This window comes from Prevotella sp. HJM029 (assembly GCF_000599605.1).
Taxonomy (GTDB): domain Bacteria; phylum Bacteroidota; class Bacteroidia; order Bacteroidales; family Bacteroidaceae; genus Prevotella.
This window is the reverse complement of the sequence record NZ_KK082667.1, coordinates 53,444-75,710: the sequence shown is the minus strand read 5'-3', so window position 1 is coordinate 75,710 and position 22,267 is coordinate 53,444. Positions and strand designations below refer to the sequence as shown.

Here is a 22,267-nt window from a genome sequence, read left to right as displayed (position 1 = left end):
GAAAAAAGTATTCGGCGAGGGTCTCGCCAGCAACTTTAATCAAGAAAAAGTATTCGGCGAGGGTCTCGCCAGCAACTTTAATCAGAAAAAAGTATTCGGCGATGGTCTCGCCAGCAACTTTAATCAAGAAAAAGTATTCGGCGATGGTCTCGCCAGCAACTTTAATCAAGAAAAAGTATTCGGCGAGGGTCTCGCCGACAACTTTAATCAGAAAAAAGTATTCGGCGAGACCCTCGCCGAATACTTTTATTTAGAAAAATGTGCAAGCAATGGGCAAACCCATTGGGCTTAGTGCCTTTGGGAAACAGGAATAGGTAGTGCGCTGCGTGGCTGACCTTGAGGAAGTGGAAGATTAGTCGATGAATAGTGCTTGAATCTCGTTAGCATTGTCATCGAGGATGACGCCATCTTTCATGTGGATGGTACGGTCGGTGAGACGTGCGAGATCTTCATCGTGGGTGACGATGACAAAGGTTTGTCCGAATCGATCGCGCAAGTCGAAGAAAAGTTGGTGGAGCTCGCGTTTGTTTTTCGTATCCAAACTTCCCGACGGCTCATCGGCAAAGATGACAGCAGGCTTGTTGATGAGTGCGCGTGCCACGGCCACCCGTTGTTTTTCTCCGCCCGACAGCTCGGCCGGTTTGTGGTTTTCACGGTCGGCTAATCCCATGAATGCGAGGAGTTCGATGGCGCTTTTTTTGGCTTCGTTATAGCCTTTCCCTGCGATGAAAGCAGGAATCATGACATTCTCTAAAGCCGTGAACTCGGGCAAAAGTTGATGGAATTGAAAGACGAAGCCGATGTGCTTGTTGCGAAAGTTGCTGAGCTTTTTCTTCGACAGGCTTCCCACATCGACGCCATCGATGTTGATGGTGCCTTGGTCGGGCTTGTCTAAGGTGCCCATGATTTGCAACAAGGTCGTTTTTCCGGCTCCCGAAGGACCAACGATGCTCACAACTTCGCCGGCGTTGATGTGCAGGTCGATGCCTTTGAGCACTTGCAATGGTCCGAAACTCTTGGTGATGTTCTTAATATCAATCATGCTTGTTTCTTTCTTGTTTGTTTCACAATCCATGCCCACCACCTTGCTCCGATGCGCAAAAGTGCTTCCCATGCGCTGTGCTCCTCGGTGTGTTGTGGCTGTGCAATGGTCATTTCTTCCTGGTTGCCATATTGGTCGGGGAAGATGATGAGTAGGTTGCGCCCTGCGAAGTAGCGTTGTATTTCGTCGGGCAGATATTCTAATGCGTTTTTATAGGAGACAGTGCCTTTGCGCGCGGTGACGATGACGAAGAGGTGATCGTTGGCCACTTGTGCGCCCAGCTGTGGCAGCTCGTTCCAATGTCCCATGGGCACGTAGGTGGCACGCACCTGTGGGTGTCGGTTGTTGATGTATTCTGTGATGAGGCTTAACGTCTCTGTTCGTCCGTGAAAGAGAATGCGACACTCCAATGTTTCGGCCACGCGAGCGAGTCGCTCTAACCAACGATAGAAACCAGGTTCGAATTCTGCTCTTGAGGGCACGGCCACTTGTATGCGCCGCAGTGTGTTGAGGGGTTGATGGAGGCGCAGCATCATGATTTGGCGGTTGAGTCCATTGAAGAGGCTTTGATGGAACTCTCCCCAGAATTTTGGCGAGACGTCGGTGTGGGTGTGCATGCCTATGAGTATTTCAGAGGCTTGAAACTCTTTGAAGGCGTGCTTGATGCCGTTGGCAATGTTGGCAGCCACACGCGTTTGTGTCTGCACGCCCACGTCTGATCCGGCACAATATCGGGTGACGCATTGTAACAGTTGTTGGCTCTGTTCCATGTTGCGGCGCATGTGTTCGCTGTCATAGACCACATTGAGTGCCACCAAACTGCGCTTGAGTTTTCGATTGCGCATGAGCAATGCAAGGCTCATGAGCTGCTCGGCAAAATCGGGATAGCGCACGGGAATGAGGATGCGTTCGTCGTCTTCTCCCGTCATGTTCTCTGCGGGTCGGTCTTTGTCGCGCAAAATAATCTGTTGTGCGGCCTGCTCTGTGGTGACGCTCGAGATGATGCAGGTGAAGAGAATCATGATGACCACGGCGTTGAGCATCTGTGCGTCGACTAACATTGAGCCATCGGCTTGTGGCAATCGCATGCCCACCATCACCATGGCAATGGCACCTGCTGCGTGGGCTGAGGTGAGGCCAAACATCATGTTGCCCGAGGAGATGGGCATCTTAAATCCCAAACAGGTGGCATAGGCGGCCATGGCTTTGCCCACTGTGCCAAAGAAGACGATGCAAACTACCGCCCACAGAATGTTGCCGCCCGCAAAGAGCAGGCGCACATTGATGAGCATACCCACACCGATGAGGAAATAGGGAATGAAGAGGGCGTTGCCAATGAATTCTAATCGGTTTTTCAACGGCGACACGCTCGGGATGTAGCGATTGAGCACCAAGCCCGAGAGGAATGCGCCAAAAATTCCTTCTAAGCCAATGGCGCCACTCAATGCGGCACACAAAAAGAGCATGGCCAAAACGAAGATGAACTGCATCACAGCATCGCTATAACGACGAAGAAACCAGCGCGTGAGGCGGGGAAGCAACAAAATGACGAGGCTGCAATAGGCCACAAACTTCAAAACAAATAGTAACCAAAAGCCCATGTCGCCACCACCACTGTTGGAGGCCACAATGGCAGCCAGCAAGATGAGGGCAAACAGAAATGCCAGCATGCTCGAACCCACGCTCAATGCCACACTTGCCTTGCGCTGAAGGCCATAGCGGCTCACGATGGGATAGGCCACCAAGGTGTTGCTGGCCATGATACATCCCAACAGCAACGAGGCCGATGTGCCATAGTTCAAAAGGTGGATGCTCATGAAAAAGGTGAGCCATAGCGGCACCATGAAGGTGAGCAAGCCAAACACGATGAGTTTGCTTTTGTTCTTGCGCACACTCTCTAAATCCATTTCCAATGCGGCCAAGAACATAATGTAATACAACCCTACTCTACCAAAGAGTTCGAATGAGTCGTCGCGCACCAAGATGTTCAAGCCATATTTCCCAATCACAATACCCGCCAACACCATGCCAATGATGTGGGGTATGCGCAGCTTTCCCATGACAATGGGCGCCAACAAAATAATCAATAGCACCACAAAGAAAATGAGTGTGGGGTCGGTGATGGGGAAATAGGGCGATAAATGTAACATATACGGGCGCAAAGGTACATAAAAAAATGTGAATGACTCACCAAAAAGAAATAAACTCTGTCGTTGGGCTGTAACAAAAATAATTGTAACTTTGCAAGGAATGCAGCGCTTGCAAAGGCTATAGTGTGTGGCTTAGCACACGATTGTGCAAATGAAGTAGCGACTGCCGAGAAACAAAACCCTTTATTCGCATGCTCAAATTAGATGACTTTTATCACGCCCGTTCTGTGCTGTGCCAGGTGTTGCGCCCCACAGCACTGGTGCAAGCAAGGAAGATGAATCCTGAAATGGAGGTCTATCTGAAACCCGAATGCCTGCAACGCACAGGCTCTTTCAAAGTGCGTGGCGCCTATTACAAAATTTCTCAACTCTCGGATGCCGAGAAAGCAAAAGGTGTCATCGCCTGTTCGGCAGGCAATCATGCGCAGGGCGTAGCTTTAGCGGCAACATCAATGGGCGTGAAAAGCCTCATTTGTTTGCCCGAAAACGCACCACTCAGCAAGATCGAAGCAACACGAAGGCTTGGTGCCGAAGTGTGTCTGGTGCCGGGCGTTTATGACGATGCCTACCAAAAAGCACTGCAATTGCGCGACGAATGTGGCTACACCTTTGTACATCCTTTCGACGATGAGCATGTCATTGCGGGGCAAGGCACCATCGGATTGGAACTGATAGAGCAGCTGCCCGATGTCGATGCGGTGATTGTTCCCGTGGGAGGAGGTGGCCTTATTTCGGGCATTGCCTTTGTCATCAAGCAGCTCCGACCCCACGTTAAGGTTTATGGCGTGCAAGCCGAAGGGGCACCCAGCATGCTCAAAAGCATCGAAACACATCACATGACGGCCTTGGATAGCGTTTCAACCATTGCCGATGGCATTGCTGTAAAGGTGCCTGGACGAATTACTTTCGCCACTTGCCAACAATATGTAGATGGCATTGTCATGGTGAGCGAAGACGAAATCTGTGCTGCCATCCTACAACTCATCGAGGCCGAAAAGATGATTGCCGAGGGAGCTGGCGCAACTACGGTGGCCGCAGCCATGTTTAATAAACTGCCTCTGAAAGGGAAAAAGGTTGTATGTGTGGTGAGTGGCGGCAACATCGATGTCACCATTCTCAATCGGGTCATTAATCGTGGCTTGGCAAAAAGTGGAAGACTTTGCACCATCGACCTTGAACTCGACGACCAACCTGGCAAACTTGTCGAGGTGTGCGGTGTGGTAGCACAGCAAGGTGCCAATATAACGAGTGTGCATCACGACCGCTCGACCAATCGAAAGAAAGTGAACACGTGCATGTTGCGGCTCACGATGGAAACAAAAAACCAAACGCACATCGACAATATCCTGCAAGCCTTATGCGAAAAAGGCTTTGAACCCTATGTCAATTCACATTTAAAATAAAACATCATTATGAAAGCAATTCAAACAAACAATGCACCCGCGGCCATTGGACCTTATAGCCAGGCCATCGAAGTCAATGGATTTATTTTCGCCTCAGGGCAGATTCCTATCGACCCTGCAACAGGAGAATTTGTTGAAGGAGGCATCAAAGAACAAACACGCCAGTCGCTCCTCAATGCAAAAAGCATATTAATTGCCGCAGGAACTGACTTAAATCGTGTCATAAAAACTACTGTTTATCTCTCTGATATGGCCAACTTTGCTGCGATGAACGAAGTGTATTCCTCTTTCTTCGAACAACCCTTCCCTGCACGCTCGGCTGTAGCTGTGAAAGATTTGCCAAAGGGTGCTTTGGTAGAAGTAGAGGTGTTGGCTGCAAAATAAAGCCTCAACATACATAGAAACGACATCGCGTGACTCAGCATAACTTATTGGTGGAGTCGCAAAAAGCTTCGTTTCTTCTCATCTCTAATCTGAACTGGAAGTAGAAGATCGTTGTACGCATCGCAGGACATCTTCTACTTTCAGCTACCTTTTATAAACATCGCCTCTTCTATTCTATCCAACTTCCCAATAGAAACTTCATGCCATAAGAAAGCAATTATGAACGAACTATAGGGCTAAGTTGCTGTCACATTTGTAGAAAAAATGCGAACATCCCACTTTAAAATTTGGATATTTCGCTTTTCCTATGTACCTTTGCACCCGAAAGCGGGATGTAGCGCAGTAGGTAGCGCACACGTCTGGGGGGCGCGAGGTCGCCAGTTCGAGTCTGGTCATCCCGACTTCATATCGAAAAAGGAGTTCTTTTTGAACTCCTTTTTTGTTTCCTCGTCTTAAATCCTGCATCTCATGCCGGTGTCATCGTCTTTCGTTTCGCCTTATAAACCGCCTCATAGCGTTGCTGCATCGTGGCCATTGAAAAATGTTGTGCTACAAAATCATAAGCTTGCTGTTGCAGTTGCGCCCGTGAGAAAGTTTGCAGTTGTGCAGAAAAGAGCTGCAAATAGGCCGACATATCGTTGTGTGCCACGAACAATGGCCAGTCTGTTGGCAACGTGTCGCGCAATCCCGGACAAGCATTACCCACGATAGGAAGTCCATTAAAATTAGCCTCGAGCGCTAAAATGCTCAGCCCTTCAAACCGCGAAGGCATGAAAAGATAATCGAACGAGGCCAAATAATGCGACAGATGGGCTAAAGGAGCTGAAAGGTTCACATTGGACATCCCACTCAATTCGTGCTCAACCAATGCTTGTAGCGTTCCACTTCCCATCACATGAAAATGATAACGCTCGTCTTTCTCTAATGCTTTAATCACAGCTATCAGCACGTCAATACCTTTCTGTTCTTCAAATCTGCCGGCAAAAAGCACATTTATTTTCCCCGTTTTAAGTTGCGCATAGCGCCGTTGTTCCACGGGAGCCACACCATTATATATAATAGGTGGCAGCGCAGCATATCTTTCCTGATAACTTTCTTGCACCGATTTCGAGATGGCAATGTTGGCGTTGTGTGCCTGGAAAAAGGCTTCTACGCGCAGCCCTGTATGCGACATACCGCTCCACAGTTGTGTGTTATGAACGGTTCTCACCAACCCTACACGCCGCAAAAGCCATGGAAACCATTGAAAAAAACGATAGATGGCTAAGTCGGGAATTTCGGTGTGGCTGTGGATAATGGCGGGGTTGTAGCGAAGAAACAAGCTTAAAAACCACAGCGGAAAGAGCCATGTAGCCAACTTTTCAAAGAGATAATGGAACCGAATCGCAGGCACATAGCTGCGATGATAGGCAATGTGGCGTTGCTGAAGCTCACGAATCATGTGCCGGGTAAAGGCACTTCGTCCTCTGATGACTTCCACAATGTGATATTCAAACGCTGGGTTTGGCGATGCAGCAATGCTGAAAGCCACGCGTTCTGCGCCGCCAACATCAAGGTGAGAAATAACATGAAAGACAACCATTTTCGTCATATTGCAAAAATAATGCTTTTCTTTTGATTTTCTATCAAATAGTCGTAATTTTGCAAAGAAACAGCATTGTGTATGGAAGGCGGATTGAAAGAGAAAACGGCGAAAGGCTTATTGTGGGGTGCTTTGAATAGCGGTTCTACACAATTACTAAATCTTATCTTTGGTATTTTCCTCGGAAGGCTCCTCACTCCCGCCGAATATGGCATTGTTGGCGTGCTATCTATCTTTACACTCATTGCAGGAAACTTGCAAAGTAGCGGTTTTACGCAGGCGTTAGTCAACCTAAAAGCACCACGAAACGAAGACTATACGGCCGTGTTTTGGTTTAACACCCTCACCAGTTTCGTGCTCTATGCGCTCCTATTCCTATCGGCTCCGCTCATTGCGCGGTTCTTCCATCAGCCTTGTTTGGTAGAGGTTTCGCGCTTTGTATTTCTCAGTTTCGTCATTTCTTCATTTGGCATTGCCCACAATGCTTATATGACGAAGAACATGATGAATCGTGAATTGGCCATCATCGGTGCAATAGCATTGCTTTGTTCAGGCGGGGTAGCCACACTCTTAGCCTTTTATGGTTTTTCTTATTGGAGTTTAGCGTGGCAGCAAGTCATTTATATTACAGTGCTCAACATCGGCCGTTACTACTACACCCCATGGCGACCATCGTGGCATTTCACCTTCGAACCCGTAAGAAAAATGTTTGGATTCAGTGTAAAGATTTTGATAACCAACATCCTCAACACCTTGAGTAATAACATTCTCACGCTGCTTTTCGGTCGGTTGTATCCCATAAAGGCCGTCGGAGACTATTCGCAAGCCTATAAATGGAACACGATGGCAAGTGCATTTGTGGCGAATGCCGTGGGGCAGGTGGCGCAACCTGTGCTGGCTTCAGTGAAAGAAGAGCACGGACGTTCGGTGCGTGTGTTTCGAAAAATGCTTCGTTTCACAGCCTTTCTATCCTTTCCTGCGATGTTTGGTTTAGCGATAATTTCAAATGAATTTATCCTACTCACCATCGGAAAGCGTTGGATTGATGCTGTTCCCTTGTTGCAAATGCTCTGTATTGGTGGTGCTTTTGTTCCTTTTTACACGCTTTATCAAAACATAGCAATTAGTAATGGACGTTCGGATTTCTACATGTTTTGCAACATTGCGCAAATCGTTTTGCAACTTGTCATCATTGGTTTCTTCTATCATCTCGGCATCAATACTATGGTGATGGTTTACACGTTGTTCACCATTGCTTGGCTTTTTGTCTGGCAATGGACCGCACATCGCATCATTGGTTTGCGGTTTTGGGAAGTGATAAAAGACGTTATGCCCACGCTGTGTATTGCACTATTGGTGATGGCAACAACCTATTTCGTGACACTCCCACTACACCATCTTTTGCTATTACTTATCTGCCGCATCCTCATCGCGACATTGCTTTATGCCGCAATTATGAAGGTGTTGCATGTAGAAATGATGGATGAGTTGCTTCTTTTTATCAAAAGACGTTGAGTCTGCGATAAACTAAGTACATGAAATTTGCCCATTTCAGAGGAAGGAAATGTATCATTGCATATAGGAATAGGCAATTGCGCCGCTTAATCGGCAAGAAAGGACAATATTGTTGAATGGTTTCTGGGGAGAAACCTGCAGCAAGTGCTCCACGATAGAGGTTTAAAAGCCCCATATCAAGCGCTTGAGCGTAAATGTGTTTTACATCGTGTTGACGGAAAAAGGCTTGTACCACACCGTTCGATTTCATGTTGGAGATCCAGTTCTTTTCGGATATTTGATGCGTATAGGAATTGAGATTGTCGGTGCGATAGCAATAAACGACATCTGGAATCCAGCCGGCATGCGCTGCAAAAAACACACAAGGTGTGACAGAATAGTCTTCACCATAATCAATTCCTGGGTGAAAATGAATATCTTGCTCTTGTAAAAATTGCCGACGATAAAGACGTGCCCAAACTTGGTGCTTCACTAAATTCTGGCATAACACCTTGCGCAAGAATTGCTGTTTTGAAGTGAAAAGTTGCCCCTGAATGGGCTTTTCTTCGCCTTGATAATAAAGGTTATAGTTGCCTGTAACGACATCTAAATGCTCTTTTTCTAACGCTGTCATCAATCGCTCTACGGCATAGCGTGGCACCATATCATCACTATCGACAACCATCACAGCCTCACCTGTGGCAGCTTGTAAGGCTGTTTCACGCGCACCACCTAAACCTTTATTCTCTGTATGATGGATGATGCGCACTTGCTGTTGGCGCATAGGGTACTCATGAAGCACTTTTTGAAGGCGTGAGATGCTATCATCGGGACTGCAATCATCTACAAAGATAAATTCAAGATTGCCATAAGTCTGTGAAAAGAGACTGTGTGCACACACTTCTATATAGGCTGAGACGCCATAAACAGGAACTAAAATGGAGACTTTCTGCATATCACTTTTGAAGCATGAAGGTGACAAATAAGTGTAAATTATGGGCTAAGAACAGCAATGTGCAGCTACCTATCAATAAACGAAACGCAGAGACTGCCTGACAAGTAAACCAGCCTTTAGCCTGCTGTTGCAATCTTACACATAAGAAACCAAGTGCAATGGGGATGACAAATGCCCAATGTGCCGTCATGATATAAACTTCGGTGAGACCAAAGCCTAAGCAAAGATGTAAGAGGACATCACAACCCAACCAAGAAAGACACAGCTGCATGAAACGATTTTTTAATGCAATAATGCTACCCCATATCAAGAGAGCAAACACAATATACACCACACTATAACACCATTGCTGGCGATAGCTGACAAATATGGGACGACTGACATTGACATCTTCGAATAAATGATCGGCATGGAAGAGGAGAGATTCGCCAAAGAAATTCTCTATGATAGAACGGGGACGTGACAAATGCAAGTCGACCCAATATAAATTTTCGCCATCTGAAATCCCCCTCGCATGGCGTTTCTTTGCGGAGGCATGCGAAAGCTCTAACTTTTTCTTAAACGATGCATCACGTTCCATGCGCTGTGCTATGCTACGTTCCCGTCGCTCTTGCTCAGGTTTTTGGATATATTCATTCACCAGGACATAGCCACTTCCAACAAAGAGTAACGGCAAAATAACGCTGATGAGAAACGATCTTGGTTGAAAGAATTTACGACCACGCATGAACCATTGTGCAAGTACGATCTTAAAAGCGTTCGTTGTAGTGATGCCCGTTGCCAAAAACAAGAGAAACGCCATGCGCCAATCGCTGATTTTTATGTACGGACAAACCAACACCTTGCCACAAACATAGAGCGTAAGCAATAAGAGAAACAGGGAGAGTGCAAAATGATCGGGGGCAACCAACGACAACATAATATAGCCAAAAGATGCAAAAAATGCCACCAACAGCCAACAATCTCGACGGTCACAACCTACAACTTCATGCAAGATTCTCTTTAAAAATAAAAAGGAATAAGTTCCAAGCACAACTAAAACTACCCCCCAAATGAATATTGCACAGTTGACACCTGTCAGCTCCATGAGACATGAATTAAATGCATAAAGCGGATAGATGAATAGCGCTAACAGGGGATGACGCGACAAAACATAAAGCGAACGCCACTCTGAAAGGATTACATAAGTGAAAGGATCGAAACCCGAAAGATGGAAAGATTGAAAAAAAAGTGAATAAAAACCGATATGCCCACTACACGTAAATTCTTCAAGATATTGCTGGATAGCGAGCACATTGAGCACAACAAGGTAGCAAGTTAGTACCAAAGCTGCCCAGCGCTCATCTTTTTTAATGGAGAATAATTTCAATATTGCTTTCATCATGAAAGGATTTCAAAGTTACAAAGTTACGCAATAAATTTGATAGAACCTGCGAGAATACATGATTTACAGCATGAAGTAGTTAGGAAGTCGTGAGATGGCGCAGTACTCTTACGTTTATATTTAAAAATTTTAAGAATAAAAAGATGGACACTTCACTTTTAATAATACTTTTAACACTTTTGCTATTTTTCTTAAAAAAACAATATAGTTCTTAGCAAAAGCGTTGGACGTTGCTGCTAAAATCGTTATCTTTGTAGTAGTTAGATTATTTCAATAAGAAGTATTAGTATCTACTATTCACCTTATAATAAGAGGAATCGCTCAGAAAAAGAATTGAAAAATCGTAGAATTCATTCAAAATTAGGATATGAAAGATAACATCCATTTTACAAAAATGCACGGAGCTGGCAACGACTATATTTATGTTGATTTGCAAAAATATGTTATACCCAACCCCGAATTGGCTGCAAAACGATGGAGTGCACCACATTTTGGCATAGGAAGCGATGGTTTAGTGTTAATTAATCGTGCACAGAATGAGGCAGAAGCCGACTACTCCATGCGCATTTTTAACGCTGATGGTTCGGAAGCAATGATGTGTGGTAATGCCAGTAGATGCATTGGAAAATATCTCTATGAAAAAGGGTTGACCGAAAAAACAACTATCCGCTTAGAAACTTTGTCTGGTATCAAGGTGCTCCATCTCACCTTGAATGCACAGCATCAAGTCGAGAAAGTTACTGTCGATATGTTGACTCCTTCTTTTGATGTTGCAGAACAATTTACAGGTATTACACCTTCCTTAACAGGCATTCCTGGCGCAAAAGAAGGCGTTTTCGTATCAATGGGCAATCCACACTATGTCATATTTGTAGATGATATTGAAGCCATAGACATCGCTTTTCACGGCCAACGATTGGAACATGATGCAGCTTTCCCACAGCGTTGTAACATTGAATTTGCACAATTAACAGCACCCGGTCAATTGAGGACACGTGTCTGGGAGCGCGGGAGTGGCATTACGATGGCATGTGGAACAGGTGCTTGTGCCACTGTTGCTGCGGCATCACGCACAAAGCGTATTGAACATGCTGCAGATGTTGTGATGGATGGTGGAACACTTCACATTGAATGGCATCGCGATGACCATCATATTTATATGACTGGTCCTGCTGCTTTTGTTTTCGAAGGCGAGATTACACTGCCGCAAGAATAACGAACAACATAAAAAATAAAGATATGGCAAAAGTAAATGAGCAATTTTTAAAACTTCCTGGCAATTATCTTTTTGCTGAGGTTGCTAAGCAAGTGGCAGCCTTCAAAGCTGCCCATCCACAACAACGGGTGATTAGTTTGGGAATAGGCGACGTTACACGTCCCCTCTGCCCCGCCGTTATTGATGCGCTTCATCACGCTACTGACGAAATGGGCCAACACGATAAGTTTCGTGGTTATGGTCCAGAACGCGGCTATAGTTTCCTGCGTGAAGCCATTATCGCTAATGATTACGCACCCCGGGGTATAGTCTTAGACCCAGAAGAGGTATTTGTTAATGATGGCGCCAAGAGTGATACGGGTAATTTCCAAGAACTTTTTGCACGTGAAAATAGCGTCGCTGTCACCGATCCTGTGTACCCAGTTTATATCGATTCCAATGCAATGAGTGGTCGGACTGGTGTATATGCAGATGGCAAATGGACTGAAGTAACCTATCTTCCCTGCACAATAGAGAATCATTTTGTTCCCCAACTACCAACAGGAAAGGTTGATCTTATCTACCTATGTTATCCCAATAATCCCACAGGGACGGTGCTTTCGAAACATGAATTGCAGCGCTGGGTGGAATATGCACAGCAGCATGATGCCATCATTCTATATGATGCTGCATACCAAGCTTATATTCGTGATGCTGAAATTCCACGTTCTATCTATGAGATTCCTGGTGCTAAAGCTGTAGCTATAGAGTTCAGAAGCTATTCGAAAACAGCTGGGTTTACTGGCGTACGTTGTGGATATACCATCGTTCCTAAGGAAGTTTCAGTGGACGATAGTACTGGAAAAAGAGTATTCTTAAATGCCCTTTGGGATAGACGACAGTGCACAAAGTTCAATGGAACGAGCTATATCAGCCAACGTGCTGCTGCGGCAATCTATACCGAAGCAGGTAAGAAACAAGTGCAAGAAACCATCGACTATTATATGGAGAATGCCACACGTATGAGAAAAACCTTACAAACTTTGGGATATACGGTATTTGGTGGTGAGCATGCTCCTTATCTTTGGGTGAAGACACCAAATGGCATTGATAGCTGGACCTTCTTCCATCGGTTGTTAGAGGGTGCCGCTTTGGTATGCACTCCAGGTGTAGGTTTCGGTCCAAGTGGTGAAGGTTATATTCGTTTTACAGCCTTTGGCGACCATGAAGACTGTACCGAAGCGATGGAAAGAATCACAGCATGGACTAAAAACAATGTGCCATTGAACTAAAAGGACGAGCAATATGACTAATTTAAGGTTTGAAGCTGTAGAGGCTGCTTCACACAAACAGCCCATAAAAATGGGCACTCGCAAACAACGCCCATCGGCCTACTTTGGCAAATACGTTTTCAATCGTGAAAAGATGTATCAGTATTTGCCTATTGATGTGTATGAGAAACTCTGTCATGTGATAGATGACGGAGAGCGCTTAGATCGCTCCATTGCTGATGCTGTAGCCGAAGGAATGAAACAATGGGCTATGGACATGGGGGTAACACACTACACACATTGGTTTCAACCCTTAACAGAAGGTACGGCCGAGAAACATGATGCTTTTATCGAACATGATGGTAAAGGCGGTGTGTTAGAGGAATTTTCAGGAAAATTGTTGGTACAACAAGAACCTGATGCTTCTTCCTTTCCCAATGGAGGAATACGCAATACGTTTGAAGCACGTGGCTATAGTGCATGGGATCCCACATCGCCTGTGTTCATCATCGATGACACCTTATGCATTCCCACAATCTTTATTGCCTATACAGGTGAAGCATTAGACTATAAATATCCTTTGCTTCGTTCGCTGCATGCCATCAATTTGGCAGCTACAGCTGTGTGTCACTATTTCAATAAGGATGTAAAAAAGGTGACTGTAAACTTAGGTTGGGAGCAAGAATATTTCTTGGTTGATGAAGATTTGTACTATGCACGCCCCGATCTAATGTTGACAGGTCGCACGTTGATGGGGCACGATTCGGCCAAGAACCAGCAAATGGACGACCACTATTTTGGTACTATTCCTGAGCGTGTCCAGGCCTTTATGCAAGATTTAGAGTGCCAAGCTATGGAATTAGGCATACCTTGTAAAACCCGACATAATGAGGTTGCCCCTGGACAATTCGAATTAGCACCCATCTACGAAGAATGCAATTTGGCTGTAGACCACAACATGTTGCTGATGAGTTTGATGGAACGTGTGGCCAAACACCATGGTTTTCGTTTACTCCTGCATGAGAAACCTTTTGCAGGAATCAATGGAAGTGGCAAGCATAACAACTGGAGCTTGACAACCGACACGGGCATTTTATTGCATAAATCGGGTAAGACAGCTGAAGAAAACCTACGGTTTGTGGTGTTTATTGTAGAGACCTTAATGGCTGTTTACAAGCACAATGGTCTACTAAAAGCCAGCGTGATGAGCGCTACAAACGACCATCGTTTGGGGGCTAATGAGGCACCTCCAGCCATCATCTCATCTTTTTTGGGTAAACAGCTCACTGATTTACTTAACCATATTGAATTGGCCGACAAGAAAGATTTATTTATTGTCGCTGGGAAAAAAGGTATGAAGCTCGATATACCTGAGATTCCTGAGCTACTCATTGATAATACAGATCGTAACCGCACCTCTCCTTTTGCTTTCACAGGCAACCGCTTTGAGTTCCGTGCTGTGGGTAGTAAAGCCAACTGTGCCAGCGCGATGATTGTGCTTAACACGGCTGTCGCTGAGGCACTCACGCTATTTAAGCAGCGTGTAGACGCACTGATTGCAAAGGGAGAAGATACTACAGGTGCTATTATCGATGTTATCCGAGAAGATATCAAGACCTGCAAACCGATTCGTTTTGATGGCAATGGCTATAGCGATGAGTGGAAGAAGGAAGCTAAGAAGCGTGGATTAGATTGCGAATCGTCTTGTCCCCACTGTTTTGATAGCTATCTGATGCCTGAGAGTGTGACCATGTTTGAGTCGATGGGAGTTATGAAGGAAAATGAGCTCCAAGCCCGTAATGAGGTAAAATGGGAGACCTATACCAAAAAGATTCAGATTGAAGCACGCGTCATGGGAGACTTGGTAATGAACCATATTGTACCAGTTGCTACACATTATCAGAGTCAATTGGCTAAAAATGTACAAAGCATGTTTGAGATTTTTGGCCGAGAAGAAGGCGAAAAACTCACACAACGCAACCTCAAAATTATTCGTGAGATAGCCGACAGAACACAACTGATTGAGAGTGGAGTCGAAGAATTGATTACTGCACGCAAGGTTGCCAACAAGGTTGTAAATAGCCGTTCGCGTGCCATTGTCTATCACGACACAGTGGCTTCTAAGCTTAGTGCCATTCGCTATCAAGTGGACAAATTAGAGCTTATCGTGAGTGATGAGCTGTGGACTCTCCCCAAATACCGGGAATTATTGTTTATTCGATAACCTCATAGAACAACTATTACAGTAAAAAGGATGTGCTTTTATAGCGCAACTTAGAACTCAAAGTGGAGTCGAAACTAAGTATTTACTCGATAACAAAAAAGGGATTTGAACGTGATTCAAATCCCTTTTTTATTAAAGTGGGCGTTGACGGATTCGAACCGCCGACCCTCTGCTTGTAAGGCAGATGCTCTAAACCAGCTGAGCTAAACGCCCTTACTTTCGTAAAGCGAGTGCAAAAGTAAGCAATAGTTGTTAACTATCCAAATTATCATTTGTGTTTTTACATTTTTTTAATAGCTATCGGCTATCAATCCTATATCGTTGGGCTGAGGACATCAAATGAATAAATGAAGGTTCACCCCGAAAATGAAAGGAATAGAATAAAAAAAATCCCTGCAATCCCGAAAGACTACAGGGAAACACCCCAGTGGGCGTTGACGGATTCGAACCGCCGACCCTCTGCTTGTAAGGCAGATGCTCTAAACCAGCTGAGCTAAACGCCCTTGCTTGCATAAGCGATTGCAAAAGTAAACAAATTATTTGAATGCCACAAATAAATCAAAGAGAAAAATAAAAGCCTCAATCCAAATTAAGGATTGAAGCCATAGTACCATTATCAAAGTATAGCTTTAGACGTCTATACTTTCAGTCTTATTCCACAATCTGCACGGTTGCACGGCGGTTGTAGTCAACAATTTCGAGTGTGTTTACACCACCACCAGCTGCAGTTCTAATCTTCGAGCGGTCAACACCCATCTTCACTAACTCGTCAACAACGGTGTTTGCGCGGTCAGCAGACAGCTTTTGATTGATGGCAGCAGAGCCTGTTGCAGCATCAGCATAGCCTGTAACCAGCAAATTGCAGTTGTTTTCTACAGCATATTTTGCAAGGGCACGCACGTTAACCAAGTCCTTTAATGAAGCAACATCAATCTTACCAATATTGAAGAATACCGAGATTGGGGTGTTGATAAATTCTGTAACGCTCTTCGTCATCACCTCCTTTTGCACTTTAGGTTTAGCTGCTAAGTCTTTACGCAATTGTGCATTTTCAGCATTTAAATCGTTCAGCTGTGCATTGAGGGCATCGATTTGCGATTGTGACATTGCTTTGATAGCCTCAACATCAGGAGTCTTATTCCACGATGCCTTACCCAAGTTGAATGTCAAACCCACCTCAGCATAGAGATGGTTATCTTTGCTTTCCCAGAAACGATCGTGCTTATGACTTGGAGAAGCAACAGCCGTGTGGCCATCAAAATCAGCCTCCATGCGATTGAAACCAGCCTCAAGGTAGAGGTTTACATGACGACAAAGCTGCCAAGATGAATTCAGACCAGCACCCAACACCATAGAATATTCGTTGACAGTGGTATTTCTGGCTACACCAGCACCAATGAATGGGGTTAGATTCCAAACCCGATTAGGATTGTAGCCCAACAGCAAATTACTTAGATTAAACATCACTTGCTCATTAATACTCCAAAAATGGGTCTTTTCTATCGTTGCTGGACCGATGGTTTTGGCTTGCCATGCCTGCCCTTTAGTGCGCAAACCAATGCCTGGTGTGAACCATTTCCCGAAAGCAACAGAAGCGCCAAAGGTCCTGCGGTTCTTAGAGAAAAAGTCGTAAGCACCACCATTATCTAAGCCACGACCATGCTCTTGGTCAGAATACCAAATATTATAATCACCACCAACCTGAATAAACCAGTTACTCCAAAAAGAGTTTGTTGAAACACTATGCTTTAGCGTAGGATCACTATTTTGCGCAAAAGCACCCACCGAGAGGCTTGCCAAAGCTAAGCCTAAAATAACTTTCTTCATTTTGTTAAATTAATATGATCTATAAAATTTTTATCCTAATTAGTCGTCAGCGTTGTAATTCGTTTGACACTGCAAAGATAAGTGTATTTTTTTTCCTATCCTTTATTTTTTTCATTATTTTCTAATGAAAGAGCTTTTCAATATCCTCTTGCGGCAAAATAGTTAGGATATTTTTACCATCAGGTGTATAATTGGGATTAGTCGAGGTGAAAAGCTGATTAAAGAGGTTATCCATCTCCTCATTCCTCAAAGCTTGTCCTACAGGAATAGCAGCTTTATGTGCCATGACCAAGGCCAACGCTGAGTTGGTTTCACTCCCCATCTGTGTGGCCTTCTCCTGTGCAGAAGCCAGCATGTCATGCAGTAATTCATCGACTTTCACTCCTTCTAAATGCGCAGGGACAGCCAGAATAGCATACGTCATGCCCCCCATTGACGTGATTTCAAATCCTAACTTCTGCATTTCGGGCATGATTTTCGCCAATATCAATGCCTCGGTGGCTGTTAATTGCACATTTTCTGGGAACAACATCTTTTGTGCAAGGCCTTCGCGCTGGTCTAACTTTGCTAAATATTCGTCATGTAAAATGCGCACATGTGCCCGATGCTGATCGATGAGCATGAGGCCTGATTTTACCGCTGTTACAATATATTTCCCTTTATATTGATAATGGTTTGGACCATGAGCCGTGAGCATCTCATTCTCAAAAGCATTGCTTTTTGTTGGAAATTCATCCGCTTTTGTGGGGAAAAGTGAGGCATTTTGCTCGTCAAGATGGTCCACTTTGGTATAGAGTTCGTCCCACTTTTCTACAGGCTTTTTTGGCTGATAGCTGGGCGAAGAGTTGCGAAAAGGATTATAGCTGGGATTATATTGCAGTGTAGGAGCTGGAGCATCTTGCTCTGTATCAAACACAGGTATATCTGGACGTCCATTGGTATCGAAATCGATGGCAGGAACATCGTTAAACATGCTGAGGGCATCTTTAACGGCAGCCGACAAAATTTGCCAAATAGCCTGCTCATTTTCGAATTTTATTTCGGTTTTTGTGGGATGGATGTTCACATCAATATCACCAGGATTCACATCAAAATAAAGGAAATAAGGCACCTGCTCACCCACAGGAATAAGCCGTTGATAAGCCTCCATCACCGCTCTATTAAAGTAGGGATGCTTCATATAGCGCCCATTAACAAAGAAATATTGGTGTGCCCCTTTCTTGCGTGCTGCCTGTGGCTTACCCACAAAACCTGTAACTTTACACATCACCGTATCAATGTTTAGAGGCAAAAGGTCTTGGTTAAGCCGTTTACCGAAGATGTCGATGATGCGCTGGCGCGGAACACCTGCTCGCAAATCAAACAAAAGTGTGGTGCCATTGCGCAGTGTGAAGTTGATGTCGGGATAAACCAATGCTATGCGCTCAAAGGCTGTGATGATATTATTGAGTTCGGTTGTATTTGACTTTAAGAATTTTCTTCGTGCAGGGACGTTATAGAAGAGATTCTCAACCGAGAAGTTACTCCCACGCACACCCGAACAAGGTTCTTGCGCTATAACCTTTCCACCAGCAATAGAAAGATGTGTACCTATTTCTTCATGCTCCAACTTCGTCCTAAGTTCTACCTGCGCTACAGCAGCAATAGAGGCCAATGCCTCACCACGAAAGCCCATCGTTTGTAAGGCAAAGAGATCGTCGGCCTGACGAATTTTAGAGGTGGCATGGCGCTCAAAAGCTAACCGGGCATCAGTGTCCGACATACCTTTCCCGTCGTCAATGACCTGAATCTTTGTCTTTCCGGCATCAACAACCAACACATCTATTGACTCGGCACCAGCATCTACGGCGTTCTCTACAAGTTCTTTGATGACCGATGCAGGGCGTTGTATCACCTCTCCTGCAGCAATTTGGTTGGCGACGGAGTCGGGTAAAAGTTGGATTATATCACTCATGCGCGTACAAATACTAAATAATAAAACACCGCTATCAGCAACAATACCGCTGCAATCTGCACGAAAAAAAATCCTCTTACAGGTGATTTTTGATGACGTGTGGTGTGGGGTGTAGCTTGTCGAAAGGCTTCTCTCAAGGTCTCTTTGCATGCTTCTTCAGAGGGATTCACCGCCTGCTTTTTGCGAGCCTGCTCTACCAATTGCTTCAAGCGTTCCTTCCGTTCATCCACATAGATATATGGATGGTGGAAACGACGCGGTGTGGGCTGACGAAAAAATCCCATTATGGCGTGTCTTTAAACTGTTGTAAGGGAGCCGCGCGGCGTGGAACAGCTTTTAAAACGGCGTTGGCCGCTTTGCCTCTCCACACAAAAACATCCTGAGGATTGGTGGGGCGCAACTGCTCGAACCAGGCAAATTCTGACAACTTAAGCTTCGTTGGAGGAATTTGTGTCATCGGATACATCACACCTGTGTTCTTCGGTGTCCACATTTTCTCTAACTTTCGGTCGGCAGAAAGAAACATTTTAAGTGTGTCGGTTTCCATATAGAGATGGCCTTGCAGCGTAGAATCTTTCTCATCGACAGGATAAAAAATGGTTTTCACATTGCCAAAGGCTATCATCCGGCGCACTTTTCCTTCTACGAAATAAGTGTTTATTTGTCGAGCAGACAGCTGGTTGTAATGCTGTTTATCGGGAACTCGCTCCACACTCAATGCTTGATGGATGACCTGTGCTTCGCGAATAGTGCTATCCTGGAAATAAACTTTAATCACTTCACCTAGAATTTGACGATTGGCATTCCACACTATTGGGTCGCGATACATCGTCATACACGAGTCTTTACTATTCATGACCAACGAATCGCAAATGGCTTGGACATCGCTTCGATAGGCTTTTACATGGTGGAAGCAGTGCACCTTTCGATACACTGAATCGGTATTAATGTGGAAAGTATAGATTTTCATTGAGTCGGCATGCAGAAAAAGGGTATCACCTTGCGAATAATCCTTAGCCAATGCACGCCCTGTGGCAAAACCATAACCCGTTTTTTCGTTGTAAGAAAGACGATGAGCTAAGAGTTGATTTTTATGTCGTTTATCCACATAAATCACATTTCCTATACCTCGTGCCAACCCAGTTTTCTTGCTATAATAGAGGCTATCACCCGTAATATCTTTTTCTTTATCCGACACTGTTGAGCGCCCGAAGAGCTCGGTTTTATCGGTTTTGTTGTTGAAATAGCCATCTTGAGTGGTCACCACACTACCTTCCTGCACAATTTTACTTGGTCCAACGACATGTGCCAATGAAGTCTTCGTGTCATAATGCAGTTCATCGGTTGTGACAAAACTCTTACCATTATGCATTTTCACGTTATACCAAAAGGTGGCTTCACGTGTTTTGGTATTATAATCGCCCCAATCTGACACCAAACGGTCTTTGCCATCCACCAATCTTCCACCTTCAAAGAAGTAGGCATAATCGTTAAAACGGTCGTAATCTAAACTGTCTGTATAGAGTGTTTGACGCCCATGTCGCAAAACAACATTCTTTCGTGCCTGTAACAACTGTCGCATACCATCATAAGCTGCACGCTCTGCTGTCATGGAGAGTCCTTTTCCTTGTACATAACGCACATGGCCAAAGGCTTTTACTGAATTGGATTGCTGATAAAAATAGGCACTGTCACACCATAATGTGGCACCATTGTGTTGAAATTGCACACGCCCTTTCACGATTTGAGCATCAGGAACGGGACCAAACTGGTCGTACCTCAGTTCGTCGGCATGTATTAAAAACACACGATCGCCAGGCTTTTCGGTAGGCTTCTTAGTGCCATCCGCATAGCTCTTTAAAGGGAGAAAGCACCATAATAAGCATAGCATCATCCCAAGAATCATGCTACACTTATTATTTTGTATCATCAACCGCCGGCTATTCATCACTATTTCACCCAACCTTCGTATTCAAAATCACAATTCTTATAGCGATCATCCATACGGATATAGGTGTCTTTAATCTTCTTCACCACCCAGTCGTGTAATTTTTTCTCACTGGCTTTTTGCTGCACAATGGCTTGCATCGCTTGGAAATCTTCGGTAATCTTAGCGCGATGGCCAAGAACTCTATTGACTAATTTCACAACTGCAACCACTGTTTTCCCCCTGCTATCAACCATTTTAAAGGGAGTAGAAATTTCGCCAACCTTCATTTTTTCAACTTCAGCAGCTACTTCTGAAGGCAGGTTCTTCATTTGAATGCGCGATGTAACTTTTTCACTTTGTGGGTCATAATAGGCCATAAGTCCATGGTTATTGCGCGTATCTTTATCCTCAGAGAGCACGGAACAAGCATCTTCGAATGAGAATTTTCCTGCTTTAATATCTGTTGTGATGGAATCAAGACGCCCCATAGCCTGCTTGATTTCATCATCGGTGACTTTGGGTTTCAGTAAAATATGACGCACTTTGATGCGGTCTCCCCGCTTATCTACCAATTGGATGATGTGATAGCCAAACTCAGATTCTACAATCTTTGAGATTTTCTTAGGGTCAGTGAGATTGAAAGCTACGCTCGCAAAGGCAGGATCCAAGGAGCCACGCCCAATATAATCCATCTCACCTCCTTGTCGAGCCGAACCTGGATCTTCGGAATAGAGACGTGCTAACGTGCTGAATGAAGTTTCACCTTTATTCACACGATCAGTAAAACTGCGCAATTGATCCTTGACACGGTTTATCTCGGTTTGTGGAATACGAGGTTTGCGCACCAATATTTCCACTTCAACTTCTGTCGGAATAAATGGGATACTGTCTTCAGGAAGATTTTGAAAGTATTGGCGTACATCAGCTGGTGTGACCGAAACATTGGCCATAAGCTTTTGTTTCATCTTCTGAATAAGGCGGTTATTCTTCACATCGTCGTGCAAATCGCTACGAATCTGCGAGATGCTCTTGCCCTGATATTCTTCTAATTTCTCACGTGAGCCAGCTGAATTAATCCATAAATTAATCTGCCTCTCTACGGTTTGTGCTATTTCTGACTCCGTAACATCAAGAGAGTCAATGGCTGCTTGATGCAAAAAGAGTTTCTGAACAGCAATCTGTTCAGGAATAGCACAATCGGGATTACCACTCCATTTTATGCCTTCCATTTCGCCTTGCAGGCGCATTTGCTCTACATCAGACTTCAAGATAGGCTCATCTCCCACCACCCAAATCACTTCATCGACAATGCTATGTTCGGGGATATCAACCTTTTTGGTTACCACGCTATCAGCCTTCGAGCGATTTTGTTGTGCTTGTTGCTGTGCATTAGCCGAAACACCTATTAACAATAGAGTGCCCATGAAGCCAACCATATATTTTGCTCCTTTATTCTTCATTGCTTTTTCGAT

General features: G+C 44.7%; 17 protein-coding genes and 3 tRNA genes. 8 read left to right on the top strand and 12 right to left on the bottom strand.

From position 1 onward, the window contains the following. Window positions 1-292: hypothetical protein (locus X919_RS15180; protein WP_216592159.1), on the top strand; the 292-nt coding region annotated here is incomplete at its 5' end. Window positions 293-352: 60 nt separating this feature from the next. Here X919_RS15180 and X919_RS0108755 read toward each other — a convergent pair. Next, window positions 353-1,042: an ABC transporter ATP-binding protein gene (locus tag X919_RS0108755; RefSeq protein ID WP_028899786.1), complete on the bottom strand. Its 690-nt coding sequence runs from the start codon at window positions 1,040-1,042 to the stop codon at window positions 353-355. Beyond that, a complete protein-coding gene (locus tag X919_RS0108750; protein WP_028899785.1) occupies window positions 1,039-3,192 on the bottom strand; it encodes a cation:proton antiporter in 2,154 nt (717 codons plus the stop codon). Before X919_RS0108750 ends, X919_RS0108755 begins: the two co-directional genes overlap by 4 nt. Before the next feature lie 191 nt (window positions 3,193-3,383). On the opposite strand from X919_RS0108750, the gene ilvA reads away from it, so the two are divergent. The 3 genes from ilvA (at window position 3,384) to X919_RS0108735 (ending at window position 5,380) form a co-directional block, all read left to right on the top strand. Further along, the gene (ilvA, locus tag X919_RS0108745) at window positions 3,384-4,595 is read left to right on the top strand and encodes a threonine ammonia-lyase (RefSeq protein WP_028899784.1); all 1,212 of its coding nucleotides are present in this window, start codon (window positions 3,384-3,386) and stop codon (window positions 4,593-4,595) included. Between the two features lie 9 nt (window positions 4,596-4,604). Beyond that, the gene (locus X919_RS0108740) at window positions 4,605-4,979 is read left to right on the top strand and encodes a RidA family protein (RefSeq protein ID WP_028899783.1); all 375 of its coding nucleotides are present in this window, start codon (window positions 4,605-4,607) and stop codon (window positions 4,977-4,979) included. A gap of 328 nt (window positions 4,980-5,307) precedes the next feature. Beyond that, a tRNA-Pro gene (locus X919_RS0108735) sits at window positions 5,308-5,380 on the top strand. A 65-nt stretch (window positions 5,381-5,445) separates the two neighbouring features. Here X919_RS0108735 and X919_RS0108730 read toward each other — a convergent pair. Next, the gene (locus X919_RS0108730) at window positions 5,446-6,570 is read right to left on the bottom strand and encodes a glycosyltransferase family 4 protein (RefSeq protein WP_028899782.1); all 1,125 of its coding nucleotides are present in this window, start codon (window positions 6,568-6,570) and stop codon (window positions 5,446-5,448) included. Window positions 6,571-6,642: 72 nt separating this feature from the next. Here X919_RS0108730 and X919_RS0108725 point away from each other — a divergent pair, with 72 nt between their 5' ends. After that, window positions 6,643-8,076: a lipopolysaccharide biosynthesis protein gene (locus X919_RS0108725; protein ID WP_028899781.1), complete on the top strand. Its 1,434-nt coding sequence runs from the start codon at window positions 6,643-6,645 to the stop codon at window positions 8,074-8,076. Here X919_RS0108725 and X919_RS0108720 read toward each other — a convergent pair. Then, window positions 8,063-9,010 carry a glycosyltransferase family 2 protein gene (locus X919_RS0108720; protein WP_028899780.1) on the bottom strand — a complete coding sequence of 316 codons (948 nt, stop codon included), beginning with the start codon at window positions 9,008-9,010 and terminating at the stop codon, window positions 8,063-8,065. The genes X919_RS0108725 and X919_RS0108720 overlap by 14 nt on opposite strands. Before the next feature lies 1 nt (window position 9,011). Further along, window positions 9,012-10,394 carry a DUF6080 domain-containing protein gene (locus X919_RS0108715; protein ID WP_253270123.1) on the bottom strand — a complete coding sequence of 461 codons (1,383 nt, stop codon included), beginning with the start codon at window positions 10,392-10,394 and terminating at the stop codon, window positions 9,012-9,014. 367 nt (window positions 10,395-10,761) lie between these two features. On the opposite strand from X919_RS0108715, the gene dapF reads away from it, so the two are divergent. The 3 genes from dapF to X919_RS0108700 are packed head-to-tail and all read left to right on the top strand — an operon-like array spanning window position 10,762 to window position 15,084. Beyond that, window positions 10,762-11,610: a diaminopimelate epimerase gene (dapF, locus tag X919_RS0108710; RefSeq protein ID WP_028899778.1), complete on the top strand. Its 849-nt coding sequence runs from the start codon at window positions 10,762-10,764 to the stop codon at window positions 11,608-11,610. 23 nt (window positions 11,611-11,633) lie between these two features. Further along, window positions 11,634-12,881, top strand: a complete 1,248-nt coding sequence (locus X919_RS0108705; RefSeq protein ID WP_028899777.1) for an LL-diaminopimelate aminotransferase — start codon at window positions 11,634-11,636, stop codon at window positions 12,879-12,881. Window positions 12,882-12,894: 13 nt separating this feature from the next. Then, window positions 12,895-15,084: a glutamine synthetase III family protein gene (locus X919_RS0108700; protein WP_028899776.1), complete on the top strand. Its 2,190-nt coding sequence runs from the start codon at window positions 12,895-12,897 to the stop codon at window positions 15,082-15,084. 138 nt (window positions 15,085-15,222) lie between these two features. Here X919_RS0108700 and X919_RS0108695 read toward each other — a convergent pair. The 7 genes from X919_RS0108695 to X919_RS0108665 all read right to left on the bottom strand — a co-directional run bounded on the left by X919_RS0108695 (window position 15,223) and on the right by X919_RS0108665 (window position 22,255). Continuing rightward, window positions 15,223-15,297, bottom strand: a tRNA-Val gene (locus X919_RS0108695). 215 nt (window positions 15,298-15,512) lie between these two features. Then, window positions 15,513-15,587 (bottom strand) — tRNA-Val (locus X919_RS0108690). Between the two features lie 148 nt (window positions 15,588-15,735). Next, the gene (locus X919_RS0108685) at window positions 15,736-16,911 is read right to left on the bottom strand and encodes an OmpA family protein (protein WP_028899775.1); all 1,176 of its coding nucleotides are present in this window, start codon (window positions 16,909-16,911) and stop codon (window positions 15,736-15,738) included. Window positions 16,912-17,032: 121 nt separating this feature from the next. After that, complete coding sequence (mutL, locus tag X919_RS0108680; RefSeq protein ID WP_028899774.1) at window positions 17,033-18,865, bottom strand: DNA mismatch repair endonuclease MutL; 1,833 nt, start codon at window positions 18,863-18,865, stop codon at window positions 17,033-17,035. Beyond that, window positions 18,862-19,149 (bottom strand): CCDC12/cwf18 family protein, encoded by a 288-nt coding sequence (locus tag X919_RS0108675; RefSeq protein WP_028899773.1) that lies wholly within the window; start codon window positions 19,147-19,149, stop codon window positions 18,862-18,864. Before X919_RS0108675 ends, mutL begins: the two co-directional genes overlap by 4 nt. Then, window positions 19,149-20,795: an OstA-like protein gene (locus X919_RS0108670; RefSeq protein WP_028899772.1), complete on the bottom strand. Its 1,647-nt coding sequence runs from the start codon at window positions 20,793-20,795 to the stop codon at window positions 19,149-19,151. The genes X919_RS0108675 and X919_RS0108670 overlap by 1 nt, the downstream gene beginning before the upstream one ends. A gap of 20 nt (window positions 20,796-20,815) precedes the next feature. After that, window positions 20,816-22,255, bottom strand: a complete 1,440-nt coding sequence (locus tag X919_RS0108665) for a peptidylprolyl isomerase (RefSeq protein ID WP_036917706.1) — start codon at window positions 22,253-22,255, stop codon at window positions 20,816-20,818. Window positions 22,256-22,267 lie beyond the last annotated feature (12 nt).